We start from the raw sequence: 19,740 nt of genomic DNA, 5'->3' as shown, positions 1-19,740 counted from the left end.
TAGGGGATCGAGCCGCACGGCCCACCTTCACTGGGCGAGCCAGCCACCGTCTACGTTCCAGGCGGCGCCGCGGACCTGGCTGCCGGCCTCGCTGCACAGGAACAATACCAGCTCGCCGAGGTGGCGGGGCGTCACGAAGGCCAGGGAAGGTTGTTTCTCGGCCAGCAGGTCGTACTGCGCCTGCAGCGGGTCGCCGCCGCTGGCGGCACGATCGTCGATCTGTTTCTGCACCAGCGGGGTCAGCACCCAGCCTGGGCAGATGGCGTTGCAGGCGATGTTGCTGGTGGCAGTCTCCAGCCCGATGACTTTGGTCAGGCCGACCACGCCATGCTTGGCGGCCACATAGGCGGCCTTGCCGGTCGACCCCACCAACCCGTGCACCGAGGCGATGTTGACGATGCGCCCCCAGGCGCGTGCGCGCATGCCCGGCAGTGCCAGGCGGCTGCCATGGAACACTGCCGACAAGTTGAGGGCGATGATCTTGTCCCAAGCCTCGACCGGGAACTGCTCGACCGGCGCGACGTGCTGGATACCCGCATTGTTGATCAGGATGTCCACCGCGCCGAACTGGCGCTCGGCGAGGGTGAACATCTGCTCGATCTGCGCCACGTCGGACAGGTCGGCGGGGTGATGGGCGACCTTCACGCCGTGGCGGGCGATCTCGGCGATGGCCGGTGCCGGGTCGCCAAAGCCGTTGAGCAGGATGTTCGCGCCGGCCTCGGCCAGTACCTGGGCGATGCCCAGCCCGATGCCGCTGGTGGAACCGGTGACCAGTGCGGTCTTGCCTTTGAGCGTCATGCCGTTCTCCTTCATACGATGCCGGTGGCGTAGAACGTGGCGATGACCACGAACACGGCCAGGGTCTTGATCAGGGTAATACCGAAAATATCCTTGTACGCCTCGCGGTGGGTCAGCCCGGTCACTGCCAGCAGGGTGATCACCGCGCCGTTGTGCGGCAGGGTGTCCATGCCGCCGCTGGCCATGGCCGCGACCCGGTGCAGCACCTCGAGGGGAATGTGCGCGGCGTTGGCGGCGGCGATGAAGCTGTCGCTCATGGCGGCGAGGGCGATACTCATGCCGCCGGAGGCCGAGCCGGTGATGCCGGCCAGCAGGGTCACGGTGATGGCTTCGTTGACCAGCGGGTTGGGGATGCCGCGCAGGGCGTCGGCCAGTACCAGGAAGCCTGGCAGCGAGGCGATCACCGCGCCGAAGCCGTATTCCGAGGCGGTGTTCATCGCGGCCAGCAGTGCACCGCCCACCGCGCTCTTGGTGCCTTCGGCCAGGCGCTGGCGAATGGTGCCGAAGGCGCACACGAGCACCAGCAAAATGCCCACCAGCAGCGCCGCCTGCACCGCCCAGATCGCCGTGAGCTTGGCCACGTCGCTCTGCACCGGCGCGCCCATGCCCGGCAGTTGCAGGGTGTGGCTGGCACCGTACCACTGCGGGATCCAATGGGTGAACAGCAGGTTCATCACTCCCACCAGGATCAGCGGCGCCAGGGCCAGCCAGGGGTTGGGCAGGGCGAGGTCGTCGGCGGTCTCCGGCTCGTTGCGCAGGTCGCTACCGTAGCCTTCGCCGCGGCGCTGGGCCTTGTTGCGCTGGCGCTGCAGGTAGAGCATGCCGGTGCAGAACACGAACAGCGTGCCGATCAGCCCCAGCCAGGGCGCGGCCCAGGCGGTGGTGTTGAAGAAGGTGCTGGGGATGATGTTCTGGATCTGCGGGGTGCCGGGCAGGGCGTCCATGGTGAAGGAGAACGCGCCCAGGGCGATGGTCGCCGGGATCAGGCGCTTGGGGATGTTGCTCTGGCGGAACATCTCGGCGGCGAACGGGTAGACGGCGAACACCACCACGAACAGTGACACACCGCCGTAGGTGAGCAGGGCGCAGACCAGCACGATCACCAGCATGGCCTGGCGGGTGCCGAGCAGGCGGATGGCGGCGGCGACGATCGAGCGCGAGAAGCCGGACAACTCGATCAGCTTGCCGAACACGGCGCCGAGCAGGAACACCGGGAAGTACAGCTTGATGAAGCCGACCATCTTCTCCATGAACACCCCGGTGAACGCGGGGGCCACGGCGGCCGGGTCGGTGAGTAGCACGGCGCCGAGGGCGGCGATGGGGGCGAACAGGATGACGCTGTAGCCGCGGTAGGCGGCGAGCATCAGCAGGGCGAGGGCAGCCAGGGCGATGAGCACGGTCATCGAGGGGGTCTCCAGGGTGTTGTTTTTATGGTTGCTGGGGAGATAGCGGGAATCGTGCCAATTGTTAAGTTGTTGATTTTATTAGGTAAAACCAAGAGCTAAGCGCATAAAGTCTCGAATTTGAGACTTTTGGCCTGGCAGCAGCGTTGTTGCGCGTTCAAGATCGAGCGCCGCCCGCGCGGCGTATCGCGGATAAATCCGCTCCTACGTGTGTTGCAATGTGCCTCACCTGTAAGGCCAGGTTTACTGGGCTTTTCGGTCATCTGTAGGAGCGGATTCATCCGCGATGCGCCGCTTGAGCGGCGCTCGGTTGCAAAGGCGCTACAGCTCTCCAGATAACCATCTCAAAATAGAAACACAAATCTCAATATTGAGACTGAATGCCCAGCGCCACCATCTTCTTGTACAGCGTCGATCGCCCCAGCCCCATTGCCAGTGCGGCCTTCGGCACATTCCCGGCATGCTGCGCGAGGCAATCCACGATCAAGTCGCGTTCGAACCGTGCGCACGCCTCGCGATAGTCCAGCTGGGTGGCCTCGACCGCCACTGGGCTCAACGGCCCCAATGCACTCATCAACTCCTGCACCCCAAGGCGCGGCTGGTCCGCCAGCAACGTCGCCCGCTCCAGCACATTGCGCAGCTCGCGAATGTTCCCCGGCCAGGCATGGCGCCCCAGTAGCGCCTGGGCCTCGGCGTCCAGCTCGTACTGGCTGCCCAGCTCGGCGAGGATCGCCTCGCACAGCGCCGGCAAGTCCTCCAGCCTTTCACGCAACGGCGGCACCTCGATCGGCAGCACATTCAACCGGTAATACAGGTCGGCCCTGAACGCCCCACGGGCCATGGCCGCCTGCAGGTCGATGGAAGTGGCGGCGATGATGCGCACGTCGCTGCGCAGCATCTGGTTGGAGCCCACCGGTTCGTACTCTTTTTCCTGCAGCACCCGCAGCAGCTTGCTCTGCAACGCCAGGGGCATGTCGCCGATCTCGTCGAGGAACAGCGTGCCGCCTTCAGCCAGCTGCAGCTTGCCGCTGCGGCCCTTGCGCTCGGCGCCGGTGAAGGCGCCGGGGGCGGTGCCGAAGAACTCGGCTTCGAGCAGGGTCTCGGGGATCGCCGCGCTGTTGATACTGACGAACGCCTTGTGTGCCCGGGGCGAGGCGGCGTGGATGGCATGGGCCAGCAGCTCCTTGCCGGTGCCGGTCTCACCCAGCAGCAGCACCGGTGAGTCGCTGGTCGCGCCCCGGCGTGCGCGGCGCTTGGCCTCCAGGCACGCGGCGCTGCTGCCGACGAACTGGGCGAAGCTGTAGCGGGCCTGGCGGGCGCGCAGTTGCGAGCGGGTCGAGGCCAGCTCCTGCTGCATGCTCGAATAGCGCATGAGCAGCGGTGACAGGCTGCGCAACTCGTCGAACAGGGCGAAGCCGATGGCGCCGATCAATGTGTCCTGATCGTCGTGGATCGGCAGGCGCATCACCACCAGCGGCTCGTTGGGGGTGTCGAGCATGTCCAGCAGGATCGGCTTGCCGTTGTTCACCACCTCGCGCATCAGGCTGCCGGGGATCACCGCCTCGCAAGGTTGGCCGATGGCGCTGGCGGCATCTGGCAAGCCGAAGCGCCGGGCGTAGCGCTCGTTCATCCAGACAATGCGCGCCTGGCGGTCGACGATCACCGTGCCCTCGCTGGACTGCTCGATGATCTCGAACAGCGAGCGGATCGCCAGTTGGCGGACTTGGGGGTAGTCCTTGAGGTTGTCGTGCATGGTCGCGAAACCCAATCGAAGTGAATGTGTAGGCGCGGCTTCAGCCGCGAACACCGGCAAGGCCGGCGCCTATCGGCGTGGATCGAACGCCTCGCGCAGGGCATCGCCGATGAATACCAGCAACGACAGGATCAGCGCCAGGGCGAAGAATGCGGTGAACCCCAGCCAAGGTGCTTCCAGGTGCTGCTTGCCCTGGGTCACCAGCTCGCCCAGCGAGGCGCTGCCGGCCGGCATGCCGAAGCCAAGGAAGTCCAGCGCGGTGAGGGTGGTGATCGCCCCGGTGAGCATGAAGGGGATGTAGGTCAGCGTCGCGTTCATGGCGTTGGGCAGGATATGCCGCAGCATCACCTGGGTGTCCGGCAAGCCCAGTGCCCGCGCGGCCTGCACGTACTCCAGGTTGCGCCCGCGAAGAAACTCGGCGCGCACCACATCGACCAGGGCAAGCCACGAGAACAGCGCCATGATCCCCAGCAACCACCAGAAATCTGGCTCGACGAAACCGGACAGAATGATCAGCAGGTACAGCACCGGCAACCCCGACCACACCTCCAGCAAACGCTGCCCAAGCAGGTCGACCCAGCCGCCGTGGTAGCCCTGCAGGGCGCCGGCGGTCACGCCGATCAGCACGCTGAGCACGGTCAACGCGAAGGCGAACAGCAACGACACGCGAGTGCCGTACAGCACCCGGGCCAGCACATCGCGCCCCTGGTCGTCGGTGCCCAGCCAGTTGCTCGCGCTGGGTGGGCTTGGGGTCGGCACCTGCAAGTCGTAGTTGGGGGTGTCGGCGCTGAACGGGATCGGCGCGAACAGCATCCAGCCACCCTGGCGCTCGATCAGCTGTCGCACGTACTGGCTGCGGTAGTCGGGCTGGAACGGCAGCTGGCCGCCAAACTGTTGCTCGGTGTAGCGCTTGAGCGCAGGGGTGTAGAACTCACCCTTGTACGAAAGCAGCAACGGCTTGTCGTTGGCGACCAGCTCGGCGCCGAGGCTCAGCAGCAAGAGACCTGCGAACAGCCACAGCGAGATCCAGCCCCGGCGATTGGCACGAAAGCGTCGCAGGCGGCGCAGGGAAACGGGCGAGAGCATCAATGCGCCCTCGTGTCGAAGTCGATGCGCGGGTCGAGCGCGGTGTAGCACAGGTCACCGACCAGGCGGATCAGCAACCCGGCCAAGGTGAAAATGAACAACGTGCCGAACACCACCGGGTAGTCCCGTGACACCGCCGCCTCATAGCTCATGCGCCCAAGCCCGTCGAGGGAGAAGATCACCTCGATCAGCAGGGAGCCGGCGAAGAACACCGTGATCAGCGCCTGGGGCAGGCCGGCCACCACCAGCAGCATGGCGTTGCGCAGCACATGGCCGTACAGCACCCGGCGCTCGCTCAGGCCCTTGGCCCGGGCGGTGACCACATACTGGCGGGCGATCTCGTCGAGGAAGGCGTTCTTGGTCAGTAGCGTGAGGGTGGCGAAGCCGCCGATCACCAGGGCGCCCACCGGCAGCACCAGGTGCCAGAAGTAGTCGGCGAGCTTGCCCAGCAGGCTGAGCTGGTCGAAGGCGTCCGACACCAGCCCGCGCACCGGGAACCAGTTCAGTGAGGTGCCCCCGGCGAACAGCACGATCAGTAGCAGGGCGAACAGGAACGAGGGCAGGGCGTAGCCAATCACGATCAGTGCGCTGCTCCAGGCGTCGAAGCGGCTGCCGTGGCGCACGGCCTTGCGGATGCCCAGCGGGATCGACACCAGGTAGGTGATCAGGGTCGCCCAGAAGCCCAGCGACAGAGTGACCGGCAATTTCTCGACGATCAGCTCGGTGACCTTGGCGCCGCGAAAGAAGCTCTGGCCGAAGTCCAGCCGGGCGTACTGGCCGAGCATCAGCCACAGGCGCTCGGGGGCCGACTTGTCGAAACCGTACTGGTGCTTGATCTCTTCGATCAGTTTCGGGTCCAGGCCCCGGGTGGCGCGGGACTCGCTGTGCACGGCCTCGACCCGGGCGCCCGGCGCGCCGCCGCCGAGCCCTTGCAGGCGCGCCACCGCCTGCTCCACCGGGCCGCCCGGCGCGGCCTGGACGATGGCGAAGTTGACCAGCAGGATCGCCAGCAGCGTGGGGATGATCAGCAGCAGGCGGCGCAGGATGTAGGCGGTCATGGTGAAGTGTTCCGCAGCGCGTCCATCTGCTGGTTGGTCAGCGCCGTGGGGCTGACTTCCCACCAGGTGTCCAGGCCTTCGTCATAGGTAGCCTGCACCTTGGGCAGGCCGAAGCGGTTCCACCACACGGTGGAGCTGCCGGGCGGATAGTAGTTGGGGATCCAGTAGTAGTTCCATTGCAGGACCCGGTCCAGGGCATGGGCGTGGCGCAGCATGTCGGCCTGGGTGCTGGCGCGTACCAGCCCATCGATCAGGTGGTCCACGGCCGGGTCCTTGAGCACCATCTGGTTGTTCGACCCCGGGTCGTTGGCCGCCGCTGAACCGAAGTAGTTGTAAAGCTCGCTGCCCGGCGACAGGGTCACCGGATAGCCGGTGACGATCATGTCGTAGTCGCGGGCCATCAGCCGGTTGACGTACTGCGCCGCGTCGACGTTGCGGATGTTCAGCTCGATGCCGATCTGCGCCAGGTTGCGCTTCCAGGGCAGCAGCAGGCGCTCCATGCCCGACTGGCCGTTGAGGAAGGTGAAGCTCAGCGGTTCGCCCTGCGCGTTGACCAGGCGGTCGCCGTCCGGGTGCCAGCCTGCGGCATCAAGCAGGGCAAGGGCCTGCAGCTGTTGCGGGCGGATGAGGCCCGAACCGTCGGTGACGGGGGCGCTGAACACGTGATCGAAGACCTCGTCGGGCACCTGGCCACGCAGCGGTTCGAGCAGCTCGAGCTCGCCCGCGTCGGGCAGCGTGCGCGCCGCCAGTGGTGTGTTGGAGAACACACTTTGCTGGCGAACGTACAGGTTGCGCATCATCTGCCGGTTGCTCCATTCGAAGTCCCAGAGCAGGGCCAGGGCCTGGCGCACGCGGCGGTCCTTGAACGGCGGCTTGTCCAGGTTGAACACAAAGCCCTGGGCGACCTGGGGCTTGGCCGGGCCGAGCTGGGCGCGCTGCAGGCGCCCGTCATCCAGGGCCGCGCCGTTGTAACCGAGGGTGTAGGCGGTGGCGGAGAATTCGCGGTTGTAGTCGTAGCCGCCGCCCTTGAGCACTTGCCGCGCCACCTCGGTGTCGCCGAAGTACTCGATGCGCAGGTGCTGGAAATTGTACTGGCCACGCGTGGCCGGCAGGTCTTTCGCCCACCAGTTTGGGTCGCGTTCGAAGGTGATGCTGCGGCCGTTGTCGATCCGCTCGATGCGGTAGGGGCCGCTGCCCACCGGCTTGTCGAAGCCGGCGCCATTGGCGAAGTCGCGCTGTTGCCAGTCGTGCTCGGGCAGCACTGGCAGGCTGGCCAGGTCGAGCGCCAAGGTGCGGCCGTGGGGCTTATTGAAGTCGAAGCGCACTCGCAACGGGCCTTCGACGGTCACCGCGGCCACGTCGGCGAACTGGGTACGGTACTTGAGGCTGCCCTTGCTCATCAGCAGTTCGAAGGTGAAGCGCACGTCTTCGGCGCGCACCGGCTTGCCATCGGCGAAGGTGGCGCGCGGGTCGATGTCGAAACGCAGCCAGGCATCATCCGGGCCACGCTCCATGCGCCGGGCGATCAGGCCATAGACGGTGTAAGGCTCGTCGAGCGAACGCAGCGCCAGGGGCGCGTACAGCCAGCCATCGACCTGGCTGACGCCGATGCCTTTGTCGATGTAGGGCAGGACATGGTCGAACTGGCCGATCTCGAGGGCCGAGCGGCGCAGGCTGCCGCCCTTGGGGGCGTCGGGGTTGACGTAGGCGAAGTGCTGGAAGCGTTCGGGGTAGCGGGGGGCTTCACCGTAGACGGTGAGGGCGTGGGTCGGGGCGGCGTTGGCCATGCACGACAGCATCAGGCCACAGAGGCCCTGTAGGAGCGGATTCATCCGCGAAAGCGTCTTCCCAGGCAACGGCATTGCCTGTCCCGGCGCTATCGCGGATGAATCCGCTCCTACAAGGCCAGTCATCGTCTGCGATGACTTAGTCCTGACGGCTGGTCACTTCCAGCAGGTGGTAGCCGAACTGGGTCTTCACCGGACCTTGCACGACGTTCAGCGGCGCGCTGAACACCACCGTGTCGAACTCACGGACCATCTGGCCCGGGCCGAACGAGCCCAGGTCGCCGCCCTGGCGGCTGGAGGGGCAGGTGGAGTTTGCTTTGGCAATTTCGGCGAAGTCGGCGCCGGCTTCGATTTGTGCTTTGAGTTCGTTGCACTGGTCTTCAGTCGCAACCAGGATGTGGCGGGCGGTGGCGCGGGCCATGGGGTAACTCCTTGAGTGGAAAGGCACAGGGTAGCTTAAAAGTGGGTGTTGCGCAGTGAGGCGCTGTGGCGGACCTGTCATTTTTGCCAGTTGTGGCAGCCACCGCCAGCAAGGACATTAGGCGATGAGCACTGGCGCTCCTCAAACGGTGGGCAGCATTCATGGATCTCGAAGATTTCAATAAACTGGGTGGCGAAGTACCGATTGACCAGGTGACCCCGGTGGTACCCGACAGCGGGCAGGGCGAACCGCCGGGTGAGCTTGCGCCGCTGCCTGGCGGCGAAGGTTCAATGATGCCCACGGTGGCTGCCCCCGAGCCGGAGCCGAAGCGGGTGTTGGAGGGGGTGGAGGATTTCAACCAGGCCTTCCATCTGAACAGCGGCATCGCGGGCTCGGGGACCATGGCGGTGCGCCCGGCCTTCCCGACCGGGGCCCGCGCGCCGGTGGTGGACGCGCACTTCGGGCTCAACCGCGCCGCCGTGCACGTCAGCCCGGTCACCGGGCTGCCAGTGACCCTGCAAGCCTACGACAACATGAGCGCGGGGGACAGCATCGAGCTGTTCTGGCACCCGGCTGGGCAACCCAACCCGATTGCCGTGCGCACCGAAGTGGTCTCGCCAGAACAGGCGCAGGCGGGTGCCAATATCACTTCCAACGTACCCATCGAGCGAGCTGTCACCGGTTTCGCCCAGTGGTATGTGCGGGTCACCCGTGTGGCTTCGCAGAACACGGAAGACTCGGTGAAGCTGACAGTATTCTACAAAGATACCTTGCCTGGTGGCCCGGACCGCAAGCCCGACGAAGCCTGGCATTCGGAGCTGCATGCCGCGCAGCTGGTGCTGCCGGAGGCGCTGACGCCTGGACTGCAGATTCCGGTCACCCTCGATGCGTACCCGCAGATGCGGGTGCGGGATGTCATTACCCTGAGCGTGGGCGGTGTCTACTTCACCCATACGCTGGAAGAAGGGGAGGTCGACAACCCCGTCAGTTTCCTGATCGATGTTGGACTGCTGGAGCCGATCAAGGATCTGGAGGTCGTGCATGTGGTCTGGCGGGTGCATGACGAGGTCGAGAACTTCTCGGAGAAATGGTCTGGTGTGCTCGAACTGCTGCCTGAGTTCGATGATGGTTCATTGCTGGAGTCTCCCCAGGTTCTGATCGGTGACGAGATCCATGAGGGGCAGCTGTCGTTGGACGAGGTGGGCTCGCGGGATGCACGGATGCAGGTGTACGTCATGCGCCCGATCATTCTGTTGGGCGACAAGTTGCGGTTCATCTACGAGATCACTACGGTCGATGGTCAGCGTTTCACGGTTACGCTGCCCGACATCATCATTCAGCGGACAGTCAGTGAACCGTACCCAGGGGATCGCTTTGGCACGATTCCCAACGCCGACTTGGTAAGGGGGGCGAATGGGCAGTTGCGGGTCAGCTACCAGGTGTATCGCAATGGCGAAATGGTCTGGCGCTCACGGCGCAATACGTTGACGGTACAAGGCAAGGTCCAGCGCCTGCCGGCGCCGGAGGTGGTTGAAGCGGTGGGTAATCTGTTACCCGGTAACCTGGCGGCGATCACCGCTACGATTGCGTGGCCGGGTATGAACCTGGGCGATCGCGCACAGCTGGTCCTGAGTGGGCGTTCGTCGACTGGCGTGATCGAACGGACAGTGCCGTTGGCACGGGTGTCGCAGAATGAGGCGAACCTGGGCCGCATGGAGCGCACGGTGGCTGACCAGTTCGCGTTGCTGACCGGTGGCAACCTCAGGGTCAGCTACGACGTTGTTCAGGCGGGGGCTGGCGGGCAGTCCTCCGAGGCGTTGCATTTGCTGGTGGGCGAGCAGGTGGACCTGCTGCAGATACCGATCGTGGTGGGCGCGCAGAACGGGCTGCTGCGGCCAGGGGCGACTACCGTCAATATTCCCGCGCTGCTGCAGAACGAAGACCGGGTGACCTTGAGCTGGATCGGGCGCACGGTGGCGGCCACATTCACTGATGTCCAGGTTGCGGACGCCGGTGTGCCCATGGCCTTCAGCGTACCGACAGGCGTTGTGGAGGCAGGCCTGGGTCAAGTCATTCAGGTGTTCTACACGGTTCGCAACGGCAGTGGCGTGCGTTTGTCGGGCACTGCGACACTGATTATCGCCTCGGCCGATACACCCTGGGACAGAGTCCCGCCGGTGTCGCAGGAGGCTGAAAATGGGGTCCTTGACCCGGCCCGGGTGCCGCTCACGCCGGGGGCGACCTTCACGGTGGCGTACCAGGGCATGCTGCCGTTGGATCAGGTGCGGTTGGTGTTCGACGGTGCCCCGGGTTTCGAGAGCGAGGTGCAGACGGTCGACCAGATCGGCACCTTGACTTTCAATGTGCCGCGCAGCGTGGTGCTTGCCAATGTCGGGAAGGATGTCATCGTCCGTTATCAGCGCAAGCGACATGGCCAGGATGACTTTGCCTTCTCCAACCCTTTGCGGTTGAATGTGAACGCGGTGTTGAGCATCGACACCAACACCATGGTACTGAACGGAGTTTCGGTGAAGATTGCAGGGCGTCCAAGGACCGGATTGGACTCGATTGGCAACACGGCGGTACGAACCGCGACGGGTGGAAGAAACAGTTACACCTACACTTCAAGCAATGCAGCCGTGGCTTCGGTAACTGCACAAGGGAAAGTGACGGGGAACAGGAACGGAAACGCGACAATTTCGGTAACTGATGGAAGCAGTACGGTGTCTTATCCCGTTCAAGTCACCAATGTCTTCACCGCGGTGATCAACACGGCACGGATAACCCCGACGCAATTCAGTAACTGGGCGGCGAGTGTCTCCGGTGCATCGACGATCACCGGGGCCCAGGTTAATGACATCCGACGGGTCTATAGCCAGCCGTTCACCTACCATACCTGGGTGTATAACCAGCCTCCGCAAGGTTATCACTTCTGGAACTATGGCGGTAACGACGTTCATTATTGGCTCCCCGCCAGCGCTGCCCACAATGCGACCATGAACGGAGTTGTGTTCAAACCGTTGTAACTGACTCTCTGTAATCAAGGCACCCGTATTGCGTCAAGGCGCAATGCGGGTGCTCTACCACTGAACATCGACGTTAATTTCACCTACCAGCTATCACAACCGCTTAGCCGCTTCACGCAGCAGGGCCTCGGTCGAGCCCCACCCCAGGCACCCGTCAGTAATCGACACCCCGTACTTCAACGCCCCCTTGCCCAGCGCCTGGCAACCCTCGAACAGGTGCCCTTCGAGCATCACCCCGACGATCGAACGATCCCCGGCCAACCGCTGCGCCAGCACCTCGTCGAACACCGCCGGCTGACGCGCAGGGTCCTTGCCGCTGTTGGCATGGCTGCAATCGACCATGATCCGCGCCTGCAACCCGGCCTTGGCCAGCCCCTGGCGGGCCTGGGCGATGCTGGCGGTGTCGTAGTTCGGGCCCTTGTGGCCGCCGCGCAGCACCAGGTGGGTGTCTGGGTTGCCCAGGGTCTCGATGATCGCCGGGTAGCCTTGCGCGTCCATGCCGAAATGCCGGTGCGGGTGGGCGGCGCTGCGCATGGCGTCGCAAGCGATGCCGATGCCGCCGTCGGTGCCGTTCTTGAAGCCCACGGGCAACTCCAGGCCACTGACCATCTCGCGGTGGATCTGCGACTCGGTGGTGCGCGCGCCGATGGCGGCCCAGCCCAGCAGGTCGTCGAAGTAGCCGGCGGCCATCGGTTGCAGCAACTCGGTGGCAATCGGCAGGCCGCGTTCGAGCATGCTCAGCATCAGGCCACGGGACAGGGCGATGCCGGCGTGCATGTCGTCGCTGCCATCGAGGCGCGGGTCGTAGGCCAGGCCTTTCCAGCCCACGGTGGTGCGGGGCTTCTCGACGTAGGCGCGCATCACCAGCAGCAGCTTGTCATCGACTTCGCGGCTGAGGGCGGCCAGGCGGTCGGCGTATTCCAGGGCCGAGCGCGGGTCGTGGATCGAGCACGGCCCGACCACCACCAACAGGCGTTCGTCGCGGCCTTCGAGGATGGCGCGGATTGCCTGGCGGTGAGCCTGGACTTGCTGGGCGAGTTCGGTGGTCATCGGCATCTGCTGCTTGAGCAGGTGCGGGCTGGGCAAGCGCTGGCTGACGGTGGTGTTGGCCGCTTGCGGTTGAGTCAGGGGCAGGGCGAGATTGGTGGCTTGCATGCGTGTGCTTCCCTGGGCGGACGGCGGGTTCTGGCCCGCGCGGTCGGCCCTATCGAGGTGTTCGACTGGTCGTCAAATGGGCTTGTTGTGCGGCATTGCCACCGGAAATCGACCGAACGGAGGCGGCAGGCTGGCCCGAACGGGATTGGCTAAATCGCCAGGTGTAGGTGTTTGCGTAGGCGTAGGTGGCGTAGTTCATGAATCGGTCCTCAGTCTGAATCGGTGTTTTTCGTTGGCCTGGAAAAGCAAAACCCCCGGTCGGGGAGCCGACCGGGGGTTTGAGTATTCTCATGTTCGGCGGCCCCTCGAAGGTGGGCGCCGGTTGAGTATCAGCGGCGCCTAGTGGCTAAACCAATACCCAAAATAAAAGCTGGCAACGGCGTTACGACCGGCAACGGCCAGCACAGGGCGCGCGGTGCGACCGGTGTGGTTTGTGTGGTTGCAGGTTTGTTTCGACATGTTGCTCTCCAGTGAATGAGCCCGAGCTTACTGCACCTTGGCCTTGGCGTTCAATGGGTAATTGCTATCGGTGCGATGCAATCTGTAGGCGCCTGCCTGGCTGGTGAACGGGGTGACACGGTGCCGGCAGGCAAGGCTGGCGCCTACAGGTCGCCTGCACAAAACGGATAGCACTCTGCACGATCCGGATATCGGCGCCTCCTCCACACCCATAACCTGACCTGGCCTGAACAATAACAATGGAGGCCCTGGCCATGTCCCTGGGATTCGACTATCTCAACGCCTTGCTCGAGGATGACCGGGAGAAGGGCGTCTATCGCTGCAAGCGGGAGATGTTCACCGACCCGCGCCTGTTCGACCTGGAGATGAAACACATCTTCGAGGGCAACTGGATCTACCTGGCCCACGAAAGCCAGATCCCCGAGAACAACGACTTCCTCACCCTGACCATGGGGCGCCAGCCGATCTTCATCGCGCGCAACAAGGATGGGGTGCTCAATGCCTTCATCAATGCCTGCAGCCACCGTGGCGCGATGCTCTGCCGGCACAAGCGTGGCAACCGTGCAAGCTACACCTGCCCGTTCCACGGCTGGACCTTCAACAACAGCGGCAAACTGCTCAAGGTCAAGGACCCGAGCAACGCCGGCTACCCCGACAGCTTCAACTGCGACGGCTCCCACGACCTGACCAAGGTCGCCCGCTTCGAGTCGTACCGGGGCTTCCTGTTCGGCAGCCTCAACGCCGACGTGAAACCCCTGGTCGAGCACCTGGGCGAGTCGGCGAAGATCATCGACATGATCGTCGACCAGTCCCCCGAAGGCCTGGAAGTGTTGCGCGGCGCAAGCGCCTACATCTACGAAGGCAACTGGAAACTCACCGCCGAGAATGGCGCCGACGGCTACCACGTCAGCTCCGTGCACTGGAACTACGCCGCCACCCAGAACCAGCGCAAGCAACGCGAGGCGGGCGATGAGATCAAGACCATGAGCGCCGGCGGCTGGGCCAAGCAGGGGGGCGGTTTCTACTCCTTCGACCACGGCCACCTGCTGCTGTGGACCCGCTGGGCCAACCCCGAGGACCGCCCGGCCTACGAGCACCGCGAGCAACTGGCCGCCGACTTCGGCCAGGCCCGCGCCGACTGGATGATCGAGAACTCGCGCAACCTGTGCCTGTACCCGAACGTGTACCTGATGGACCAGTTCAGCTCGCAGATCCGTATCGCCCGGCCGATCTCGGTGAACAAGACCGAGATCACCATCTACTGCATCGCGCCCAAGGGCGAAAGCCCCGAGGCCCGTGCCAGCCGTATTCGCCAGTACGAGGACTTCTTCAACGTCAGTGGCATGGCCACCCCGGACGACCTGGAAGAGTTCCGCTCGTGCCAGACCGGTTATGGTGCGGGCGCCGGCTGGAACGACATGTCCCGGGGCGCGCGGCACTGGATCGAGGGCGCCGACGAGGCGGCCCGCGAGATCGAGCTCAAGCCGCTGCTGTCGGGGCGGCGCACCGAGGACGAAGGGCTGTTCGTGCTGCAGCACAAGTACTGGCAGGACACCCTGCTCAAGGCCCTGGAACAGGAAACACAGCTGATCCCCGTGGAGGCCGTGCAATGAGCCTGCATGACACCGTGCGCGACTTTCTCTACCGCGAGGCGCGCTACCTGGACGATGCCCAGTGGGACCAATGGCTGGAGCTGTACGCCAGCGACGCGACCTTCTGGATGCCATGCTGGGGTGACGACGACACGCTGACCGAAGACCCGCAAAGCGAGATCTCGCTGATCTGGTACGGCAACCGTGGCGGCCTGGAAGATCGGGTGTTCCGCATCAAGACCGAGCGCTCCAGCGCCACCGTGCCGGACACCCGCACCTCGCACAACCTGAGCAACATCGAGGTCGTCGAGGCGGGCGAGGGCATGTGCCAGGTGCGCTTCAACTGGCACACCCTGAGCTTTCGCTACAAGACCACCGACAGCTACTTCGGCACCAGTTTCTACACCCTCGACCTGCGCGGCGAGCAGCCGCTTATCAAGGCGAAGAAGGTGGTGCTGAAGAACGACTACGTGCGTCAGGTCATCGACATCTACCACATCTGATTCAAGGCCGAGCCTGTCGGCGTGCCCTGCGGCGCGCCGTGGGCAGGCTCGCCCGCGAGGTGCAACATGAGCTTCCAGATCGCACTGAATTTCGAAGACGGGGTCACCCGTTTCATCGAGGCTGACGGCCATGAGACCGTGGCCGACGCTGCCTACCGCCAGGGCATCAACATCCCGCTGGACTGCCGTGACGGTGCTTGTGGCACCTGCAAGTGCAAGGCCGAATCGGGGCGCTACGACCTGGGTGACAACTTCATCGAGGATGCCCTGAGCGAGGACGAGATCGCCGAAGGCTACGTGCTGACCTGCCAGATGCGCGCCGAGTCGGATTGCGTGGTGCGCATCCCGGCGTCGTCGCAGCTGTGCAAGACCGAACAGGCCAGCTTCGAGGCGGCCATCAGCGACGTACGCCAGCTGTCGGCGAGCACCATCGCCCTGTCGATCAAGGGCGAGGCACTGAGCCGCCTGGCGTTCCTGCCGGGCCAGTACGTCAACCTCAAGGTGCCGGGCAGCGAGCAGAGCCGCGCCTATTCGTTCAGCTCGCTGCAGAAGGATGGCGAGGTCAGCTTCCTGATCCGCAATGTACCGGGGGGGCTGATGAGCAGCTTCCTGACCGGCCTGGCCAAGGCCGGCGACAGCATGACCCTGGCCGGCCCCCTGGGCAGTTTCTACCTGCGTCCGATCCAGCGCCCGCTGTTGCTGCTGGCCGGCGGCACGGGCCTGGCGCCGTTCACCGCGATGCTGGAGAAGATCGCCGAGCAGGGCAGCGCGCACCCGTTGCACCTGATCTACGGCGTCACCAACGACTTCGACCTGGTCGAGCTGGACCGCTTGCAGGCCCTGGCCGCACGGATTGCCAACTTCACCTTCAGCGCCTGCGTGGCCAACCCCGACAGCCAGTACCCGCAGAAGGGCTATGTGACCGAGCACATTGCGCCGGGCCACCTCAACGACGGCGACGTGGACGTTTACCTGTGCGGGCCGCCGCCGATGGTCGAGGCCGTCAGCTTGTACCTGCGCGAGCAGGGCATCAGCCCGGCCAACTTCTACTTCGAGAAGTTCGCCGCGGCGGCCTGAGGTTTTCACGGGGCCGCCCGCATCGTGCGGGTGAGGGTGGCCTCTTTTTCTCATGCAACAACGCCACTGTCTTGGGCTGACTGCACTGGCCCATTCGCCGGCAAAGCCGGCTCCTACAGGTACCGCGCTGATGTTGAGGCCGGCGCGGTCCCTGTAGGCGCGGATTCATCCGCGAAAAGGCCAGCAGGTTCAACAGCGTGGCAATGGAGAACGACATATGAACCCAAGATTCCAAGGCAAGGTCGCCCTGGTCACCGGCGCCGCCCAGGGCATCGGCCGCGCCGTGTGCTGGCGGCTCAAGGCCGAAGGCGCGCAGGTGGTGGCGGTGGACCGCTCCGAGCTGGTCCATGAACTGGCCGGCGAGGGCGTACTCACCCTCACTGCCGACCTGGAGCGCCACGACGACTGCGCCAGGGTCATGGCCGCCGCGGTGGACACACTCGGCCGCCTCGACATCCTGGTCAACAACGTCGGCGGCACTATCTGGGCCAAGCCCTTCGGGCACTACACGGTCGAGCAGATCGAAGCCGAAGTGCGCCGCTCGTTGTTCCCCACCCTGTGGTGCTGCCACGCCGCGCTGCCGTACATGCTCGAGCGCGGCAGCGGTGCCATCGTCAACGTTTCGTCCATCGCCACCCGTGGCGTCAACCGCGTGCCTTACGGCGCGGCCAAGGGCGGTGTCAACGCGCTCACTGCCTGCCTGGCGTTCGAGACCGCCGGGCGCGGCATCCGGGTCAACGCCACCGCCCCCGGCGGCACCGAGGCACCGCCCCGGCGCATTCCCCGCAACGAAGCCCAACAGAGCGAGCAGGAGCGGGCCTGGTACCAGCAGATCGTCGACCAGACCGTGGCCAGCAGCCTGATGAAACGCTACGGCAGCCTCGACGAACAGGTCGGCGCGATCCTGTTCCTGGCCTCCGACGAGGCCTCGTACATCACCGGCGTGACCCTGCCGGTGGGCGGTGGCGACCTCGGCTGAAGGCCGCCCCGGCAAGCTTTGCTCATCACACAACAAAAACAAATGAGACAGATGCCATGCGAACACTCGACGTCCACCAGATCATCGACAACGCCCGCTTCACCCCCTTCCACTGGATGGTCATGGCCTGGTGCGGCCTGCTGCTGATCTTCGACGGTTACGACCTGTTCATCTACGGCGTGGTGCTGCCGGTGATCATGAAAGCCTGGGGCCTGACGCCGTTGCAGGCCGGCGCCCTGGGCAGCTACGCGTTGTTCGGGATGATGTTCGGTGCCCTGGCGTTCGGCAGCCTGGCCGACCGTATCGGGCGCAAGAAGGGCATCGCCCTGTGTTTCGCGTTGTTCTCCGGGGCGACCATCCTCAATGGCTTCGCCAGCAGCCCCAGCGAGTTCGGTATCTACCGCTTTTTCGCCGGCTTGGGCTGCGGCGGCCTGATGCCCAATGCCGTGGCGTTGATGAACGAATACGCGCCCAAGCGCCTGCGCAGCACCCTGGTGGCGATCATGTTCAGCGGCTATTCGCTGGGCGGCATGCTTTCGGCGGGCATCGGCATTTTCCTGCTGCCGCGCTTTGGTTGGGAGTCGATGTTCTTCGCCGCCGCCGTACCCTTGCTGTTGCTGCCGGTGATCCTTTACTACCTGCCTGAATCCATCGGTTTCCTGGTGCGCCAGGGTCGCCAGCAGGAGGCTCGCACGCTGTTGAAACGTCTCGATCCAAATTGTGACGTGCAAGCCAACGACCAGTTGCAGGCGCAGGACAACAAAGGCCAAGGCACTTCGGTGCTGGCACTGTTCCGCGAGGGCCTGGCGGTGCGCACCCTGGCTCTGTGGCTGGCGTTCTTCTGCTGCCTGCTGATGGTCTACGCGCTGAGCGCGTGGCTGCCCAAGCTGATGGCCAACGCCGGCTACAGCCTGGGTTCGAGCCTGTCGTTCCTGCTGGTGCTGAACTTTGGCGGCATGGCCGGGGCGATCGTCGGCGGCTGGCTGGGCGACCGCTACAGCCTGGTCAAGGTCAAGGTGGCGTTTTTCCTCGCCGCCGCGCTGTCGATCAGCCTGCTGGGGGTGAACAGCCCGATGCCGGTGCTGTACCTGCTGATCTTCATCGCCGGTGCCACCACCATCGGCACGCAGATCCTGCTGTATGCCGGCGCTGCCCAGCTGTACCGCCTGCCGGTGCGCTCCACGGGGCTTGGCTGGGCCTCCGGCATCGGCCGCAACGGTGCCATCGTCGGCCCGCTACTCGGTGGCGCGCTGATGGGCATCAACCTGCCACTGCAACTGAACTTCATCGCCTTCGCCATCCCCGGCGCGGTCGCCGCGCTGGCCATGGCCGTGCACTTGGCCAGCGGCCGGCGCCACGCCCTGGTTGCGACGGCCTGAAACCTACCTTGACTGAACTGGAGCCTGGCATGACAAGCCCGACCATCGACCGGCTGGAGGCGATCATCGTCGACCTGCCGACCATCCGCCCGCACAAGCTGGCCATGCACACGATGCAGCAGCAGACCCTGGTGATCATTCGCCTGCGTTGCAGCGACGGTATCGAGGGCATTGGCGAAGCCACCACCATTGGTGGCCTGGCCTACGGCTATGAAAGCCCGGAAGGGATCAAGGCCAACATCGACGCCTACCTGGCACCCGCGCTGGTCGGCTTGCCGGCAGGCAATATCAACGCCGCCATGCTCATGCTGGACAAGCTGGCCAAGGGCAACACCTTCGCCAAGTCCGGCATCGAGAGCGCGCTGCTCGATGCCCAGGGCAAACGCCTGGGGCTGCCGGTCAGCGAGCTGCTGGGCGGGCGGGTACGCGACAGCCTGGAAGTGGCCTGGACCCTGGCCAGTGGCGACACCGCACGGGACATCGAAGAGGCCGAGCGCATGCTCGAAGCGCGCCGCCACCGCCTGTTCAAACTGAAGATCGGCGCCAACCCGCTGGAGCAGGACCTCAGGCATGTGCTGGCGATCAAGCGCGAGCTCGGTGAGCGCGCCAGCGTGCGGGTGGACGTCAACCAGTACTGGGACGAGTCCCAGGCCGTCCGCGCTTGCCAGGTGCTGGGCGACAACGGCATCGACCTGATCGAGCAACCCATCTCGCGGATCAATCGCGCTGGCCAGGTTCGCCTGAACCAACGCAGCCCGGCGCCGATCATGGCCGACGAGTCCATCGAAAGCGTCGAGGATGCCTTCAGCCTGGCCGCCATTGGTGCGGCAAGCATCTTCGCCCTGAAGATCGCCAAGAACGGCGGCCCTCGCGCCGTGCTGCGCACCGCGCAGATTGCCGAGGCCGCAGGCATCGCCCTGTACGGCGGGACCATGCTCGAAGGTGCGGTCGGCACCCTGGCTTCGGCGCATGCCTTTCTCACCCTGCGCCAGCTGACCTGGGGTACCGAGCTGTTCGGGCCGCTGTTGCTGACCGAGGAGATTGTCTGCGAACCGCCGCAGTATCGCGATTTCCAGCTGCATGTACCGACTACGCCCGGCCTGGGCCTGACCTTGGATGAAGCGCAACTGAAGCGCTTCGCCCGCGGTTGTTGAACCTCTGTAGGAGCGGCTTCAGCCGCGATACAGACGACGCGGTGGATGGCACCGGCCAAGCCGGTGTTCGCGGCTGAAGCCGCTCCTACAGGGGCCCCCGCCAAATCGAC

Annotated in this window: 15 protein-coding genes; 7 read left to right on the top strand and 8 right to left on the bottom strand. The window is 65.0% G+C overall.

Going from position 1 to position 19,740, the window contains the following annotated elements; translation table 11 throughout:
* Positions 1 to 27 precede the first annotated feature (27 nt).
* The 7 genes from hbdH to IM733_RS08155 all read right to left on the bottom strand — a co-directional run bounded on the left by hbdH (position 28) and on the right by IM733_RS08155 (position 8,306).
* A complete protein-coding gene (hbdH, locus tag IM733_RS08185; protein WP_248920392.1) occupies positions 28 to 798 on the bottom strand; it encodes a 3-hydroxybutyrate dehydrogenase in 771 nt (256 codons plus the stop codon).
* A gap of 11 nt (positions 799 to 809) precedes the next feature.
* Positions 810 to 2,201 carry a GntP family permease gene (locus tag IM733_RS08180; protein ID WP_248920391.1) on the bottom strand — a complete coding sequence of 464 codons (1,392 nt, stop codon included), beginning with the start codon at positions 2,199 to 2,201 and terminating at the stop codon, positions 810 to 812.
* 364 nt (positions 2,202 to 2,565) lie between these two features.
* Positions 2,566 to 3,954, bottom strand: coding sequence for a sigma-54 interaction domain-containing protein (locus IM733_RS08175; RefSeq protein ID WP_248920390.1), 1,389 nt, complete (start codon positions 3,952 to 3,954; stop codon positions 2,566 to 2,568).
* Positions 3,955 to 4,023: 69 nt separating this feature from the next.
* The gene (locus IM733_RS08170) at positions 4,024 to 5,040 is read right to left on the bottom strand and encodes an ABC transporter permease (RefSeq protein WP_248920389.1); all 1,017 of its coding nucleotides are present in this window, start codon (positions 5,038 to 5,040) and stop codon (positions 4,024 to 4,026) included.
* Positions 5,040 to 6,098 (bottom strand): microcin C ABC transporter permease YejB, encoded by a 1,059-nt coding sequence (locus IM733_RS08165; RefSeq protein ID WP_248920388.1) that lies wholly within the window; start codon positions 6,096 to 6,098, stop codon positions 5,040 to 5,042. Before IM733_RS08165 ends, IM733_RS08170 begins: the two co-directional genes overlap by 1 nt.
* Entirely contained in the window at positions 6,095 to 8,011 is a 1,917-nt protein-coding gene (locus tag IM733_RS08160) for an extracellular solute-binding protein (RefSeq protein WP_248920387.1), read from the bottom strand. Before IM733_RS08160 ends, IM733_RS08165 begins: the two co-directional genes overlap by 4 nt.
* A gap of 13 nt (positions 8,012 to 8,024) precedes the next feature.
* Positions 8,025 to 8,306 carry a peptidylprolyl isomerase gene (locus IM733_RS08155; RefSeq protein WP_248920386.1) on the bottom strand — a complete coding sequence of 94 codons (282 nt, stop codon included), beginning with the start codon at positions 8,304 to 8,306 and terminating at the stop codon, positions 8,025 to 8,027.
* A 161-nt stretch (positions 8,307 to 8,467) separates the two neighbouring features.
* Between IM733_RS08155 and IM733_RS08150 the strand changes: the two genes are divergently transcribed.
* Complete coding sequence (locus tag IM733_RS08150) at positions 8,468 to 11,332, top strand: Ig-like domain-containing protein (RefSeq protein WP_248920385.1); 2,865 nt, start codon at positions 8,468 to 8,470, stop codon at positions 11,330 to 11,332.
* Positions 11,333 to 11,425: 93 nt separating this feature from the next.
* Here the strand turns inward: IM733_RS08150 and IM733_RS08145 are convergent, their stop codons facing one another.
* On the bottom strand, positions 11,426 to 12,487 hold the full coding sequence (locus tag IM733_RS08145) for a 3-deoxy-7-phosphoheptulonate synthase (protein ID WP_248920384.1): 1,062 nt from the start codon (positions 12,485 to 12,487) through the stop codon (positions 11,426 to 11,428).
* A 713-nt stretch (positions 12,488 to 13,200) separates the two neighbouring features.
* On the opposite strand from IM733_RS08145, the gene benA reads away from it, so the two are divergent.
* The 6 genes from benA (at position 13,201) to IM733_RS08115 (ending at position 19,630) form a co-directional block, all read left to right on the top strand.
* Positions 13,201 to 14,559: a benzoate 1,2-dioxygenase large subunit gene (benA, locus tag IM733_RS08140; protein ID WP_248920383.1), complete on the top strand. Its 1,359-nt coding sequence runs from the start codon at positions 13,201 to 13,203 to the stop codon at positions 14,557 to 14,559.
* The gene (gene benB / locus IM733_RS08135) at positions 14,556 to 15,041 is read left to right on the top strand and encodes a benzoate 1,2-dioxygenase small subunit (RefSeq protein WP_248920382.1); all 486 of its coding nucleotides are present in this window, start codon (positions 14,556 to 14,558) and stop codon (positions 15,039 to 15,041) included. The genes benA and benB overlap by 4 nt, the downstream gene beginning before the upstream one ends.
* A 66-nt stretch (positions 15,042 to 15,107) precedes the next feature.
* Complete coding sequence (gene benC / locus IM733_RS08130) at positions 15,108 to 16,118, top strand: benzoate 1,2-dioxygenase electron transfer component BenC (RefSeq protein WP_248920381.1); 1,011 nt, start codon at positions 15,108 to 15,110, stop codon at positions 16,116 to 16,118.
* A gap of 217 nt (positions 16,119 to 16,335) precedes the next feature.
* A complete protein-coding gene (locus IM733_RS08125) occupies positions 16,336 to 17,097 on the top strand; it encodes a 1,6-dihydroxycyclohexa-2,4-diene-1-carboxylate dehydrogenase (RefSeq protein ID WP_248920380.1) in 762 nt (253 codons plus the stop codon).
* A gap of 56 nt (positions 17,098 to 17,153) precedes the next feature.
* A complete protein-coding gene (locus IM733_RS08120; protein WP_248920379.1) occupies positions 17,154 to 18,476 on the top strand; it encodes an MFS transporter in 1,323 nt (440 codons plus the stop codon).
* Between the two features lie 29 nt (positions 18,477 to 18,505).
* Positions 18,506 to 19,630: a muconate cycloisomerase family protein gene (locus IM733_RS08115; RefSeq protein WP_248920378.1), complete on the top strand. Its 1,125-nt coding sequence runs from the start codon at positions 18,506 to 18,508 to the stop codon at positions 19,628 to 19,630.
* Positions 19,631 to 19,740 lie beyond the last annotated feature (110 nt).

This window comes from Pseudomonas entomophila (assembly GCF_023277925.1).
GTDB classification, from domain to species: Bacteria; Pseudomonadota; Gammaproteobacteria; order Pseudomonadales; family Pseudomonadaceae; genus Aquipseudomonas; species Aquipseudomonas entomophila_D.
Note: the sequence above shows the minus strand (reverse complement) of the source record. Positions and strands in the feature narration are given on the sequence as shown.

Coding starts and splice junctions, on each gene's coding strand:
- hbdH (WP_248920392.1), bottom strand. CDS start 798: ATGACGCTCAAAGGCAAGACCGCACTGGTCACCGGTTCCACCAGCGGC.
- IM733_RS08180 (WP_248920391.1), bottom strand. CDS start 2,201: ATGACCGTGCTCATCGCCCTGGCTGCCCTCGCCCTGCTGATGCTCGCC.
- IM733_RS08175 (WP_248920390.1), bottom strand. CDS start 3,954: ATGCACGACAACCTCAAGGACTACCCCCAAGTCCGCCAACTGGCGATC.
- IM733_RS08170 (WP_248920389.1), bottom strand. CDS start 5,040: ATGCTCTCGCCCGTTTCCCTGCGCCGCCTGCGACGCTTTCGTGCCAAT.
- IM733_RS08165 (WP_248920388.1), bottom strand. CDS start 6,098: ATGACCGCCTACATCCTGCGCCGCCTGCTGCTGATCATCCCCACGCTG.
- IM733_RS08160 (WP_248920387.1), bottom strand. CDS start 8,011: ATGACTGGCCTTGTAGGAGCGGATTCATCCGCGATAGCGCCGGGACAG.
- IM733_RS08155 (WP_248920386.1), bottom strand. CDS start 8,306: ATGGCCCGCGCCACCGCCCGCCACATCCTGGTTGCGACTGAAGACCAG.
- IM733_RS08150 (WP_248920385.1), top strand. CDS start 8,468: ATGGATCTCGAAGATTTCAATAAACTGGGTGGCGAAGTACCGATTGAC.
- IM733_RS08145 (WP_248920384.1), bottom strand. CDS start 12,487: ATGCAAGCCACCAATCTCGCCCTGCCCCTGACTCAACCGCAAGCGGCC.
- benA (WP_248920383.1), top strand. CDS start 13,201: ATGTCCCTGGGATTCGACTATCTCAACGCCTTGCTCGAGGATGACCGG.
- benB (WP_248920382.1), top strand. CDS start 14,556: ATGAGCCTGCATGACACCGTGCGCGACTTTCTCTACCGCGAGGCGCGC.
- benC (WP_248920381.1), top strand. CDS start 15,108: ATGAGCTTCCAGATCGCACTGAATTTCGAAGACGGGGTCACCCGTTTC.
- IM733_RS08125 (WP_248920380.1), top strand. CDS start 16,336: ATGAACCCAAGATTCCAAGGCAAGGTCGCCCTGGTCACCGGCGCCGCC.
- IM733_RS08120 (WP_248920379.1), top strand. CDS start 17,154: ATGCGAACACTCGACGTCCACCAGATCATCGACAACGCCCGCTTCACC.
- IM733_RS08115 (WP_248920378.1), top strand. CDS start 18,506: ATGACAAGCCCGACCATCGACCGGCTGGAGGCGATCATCGTCGACCTG.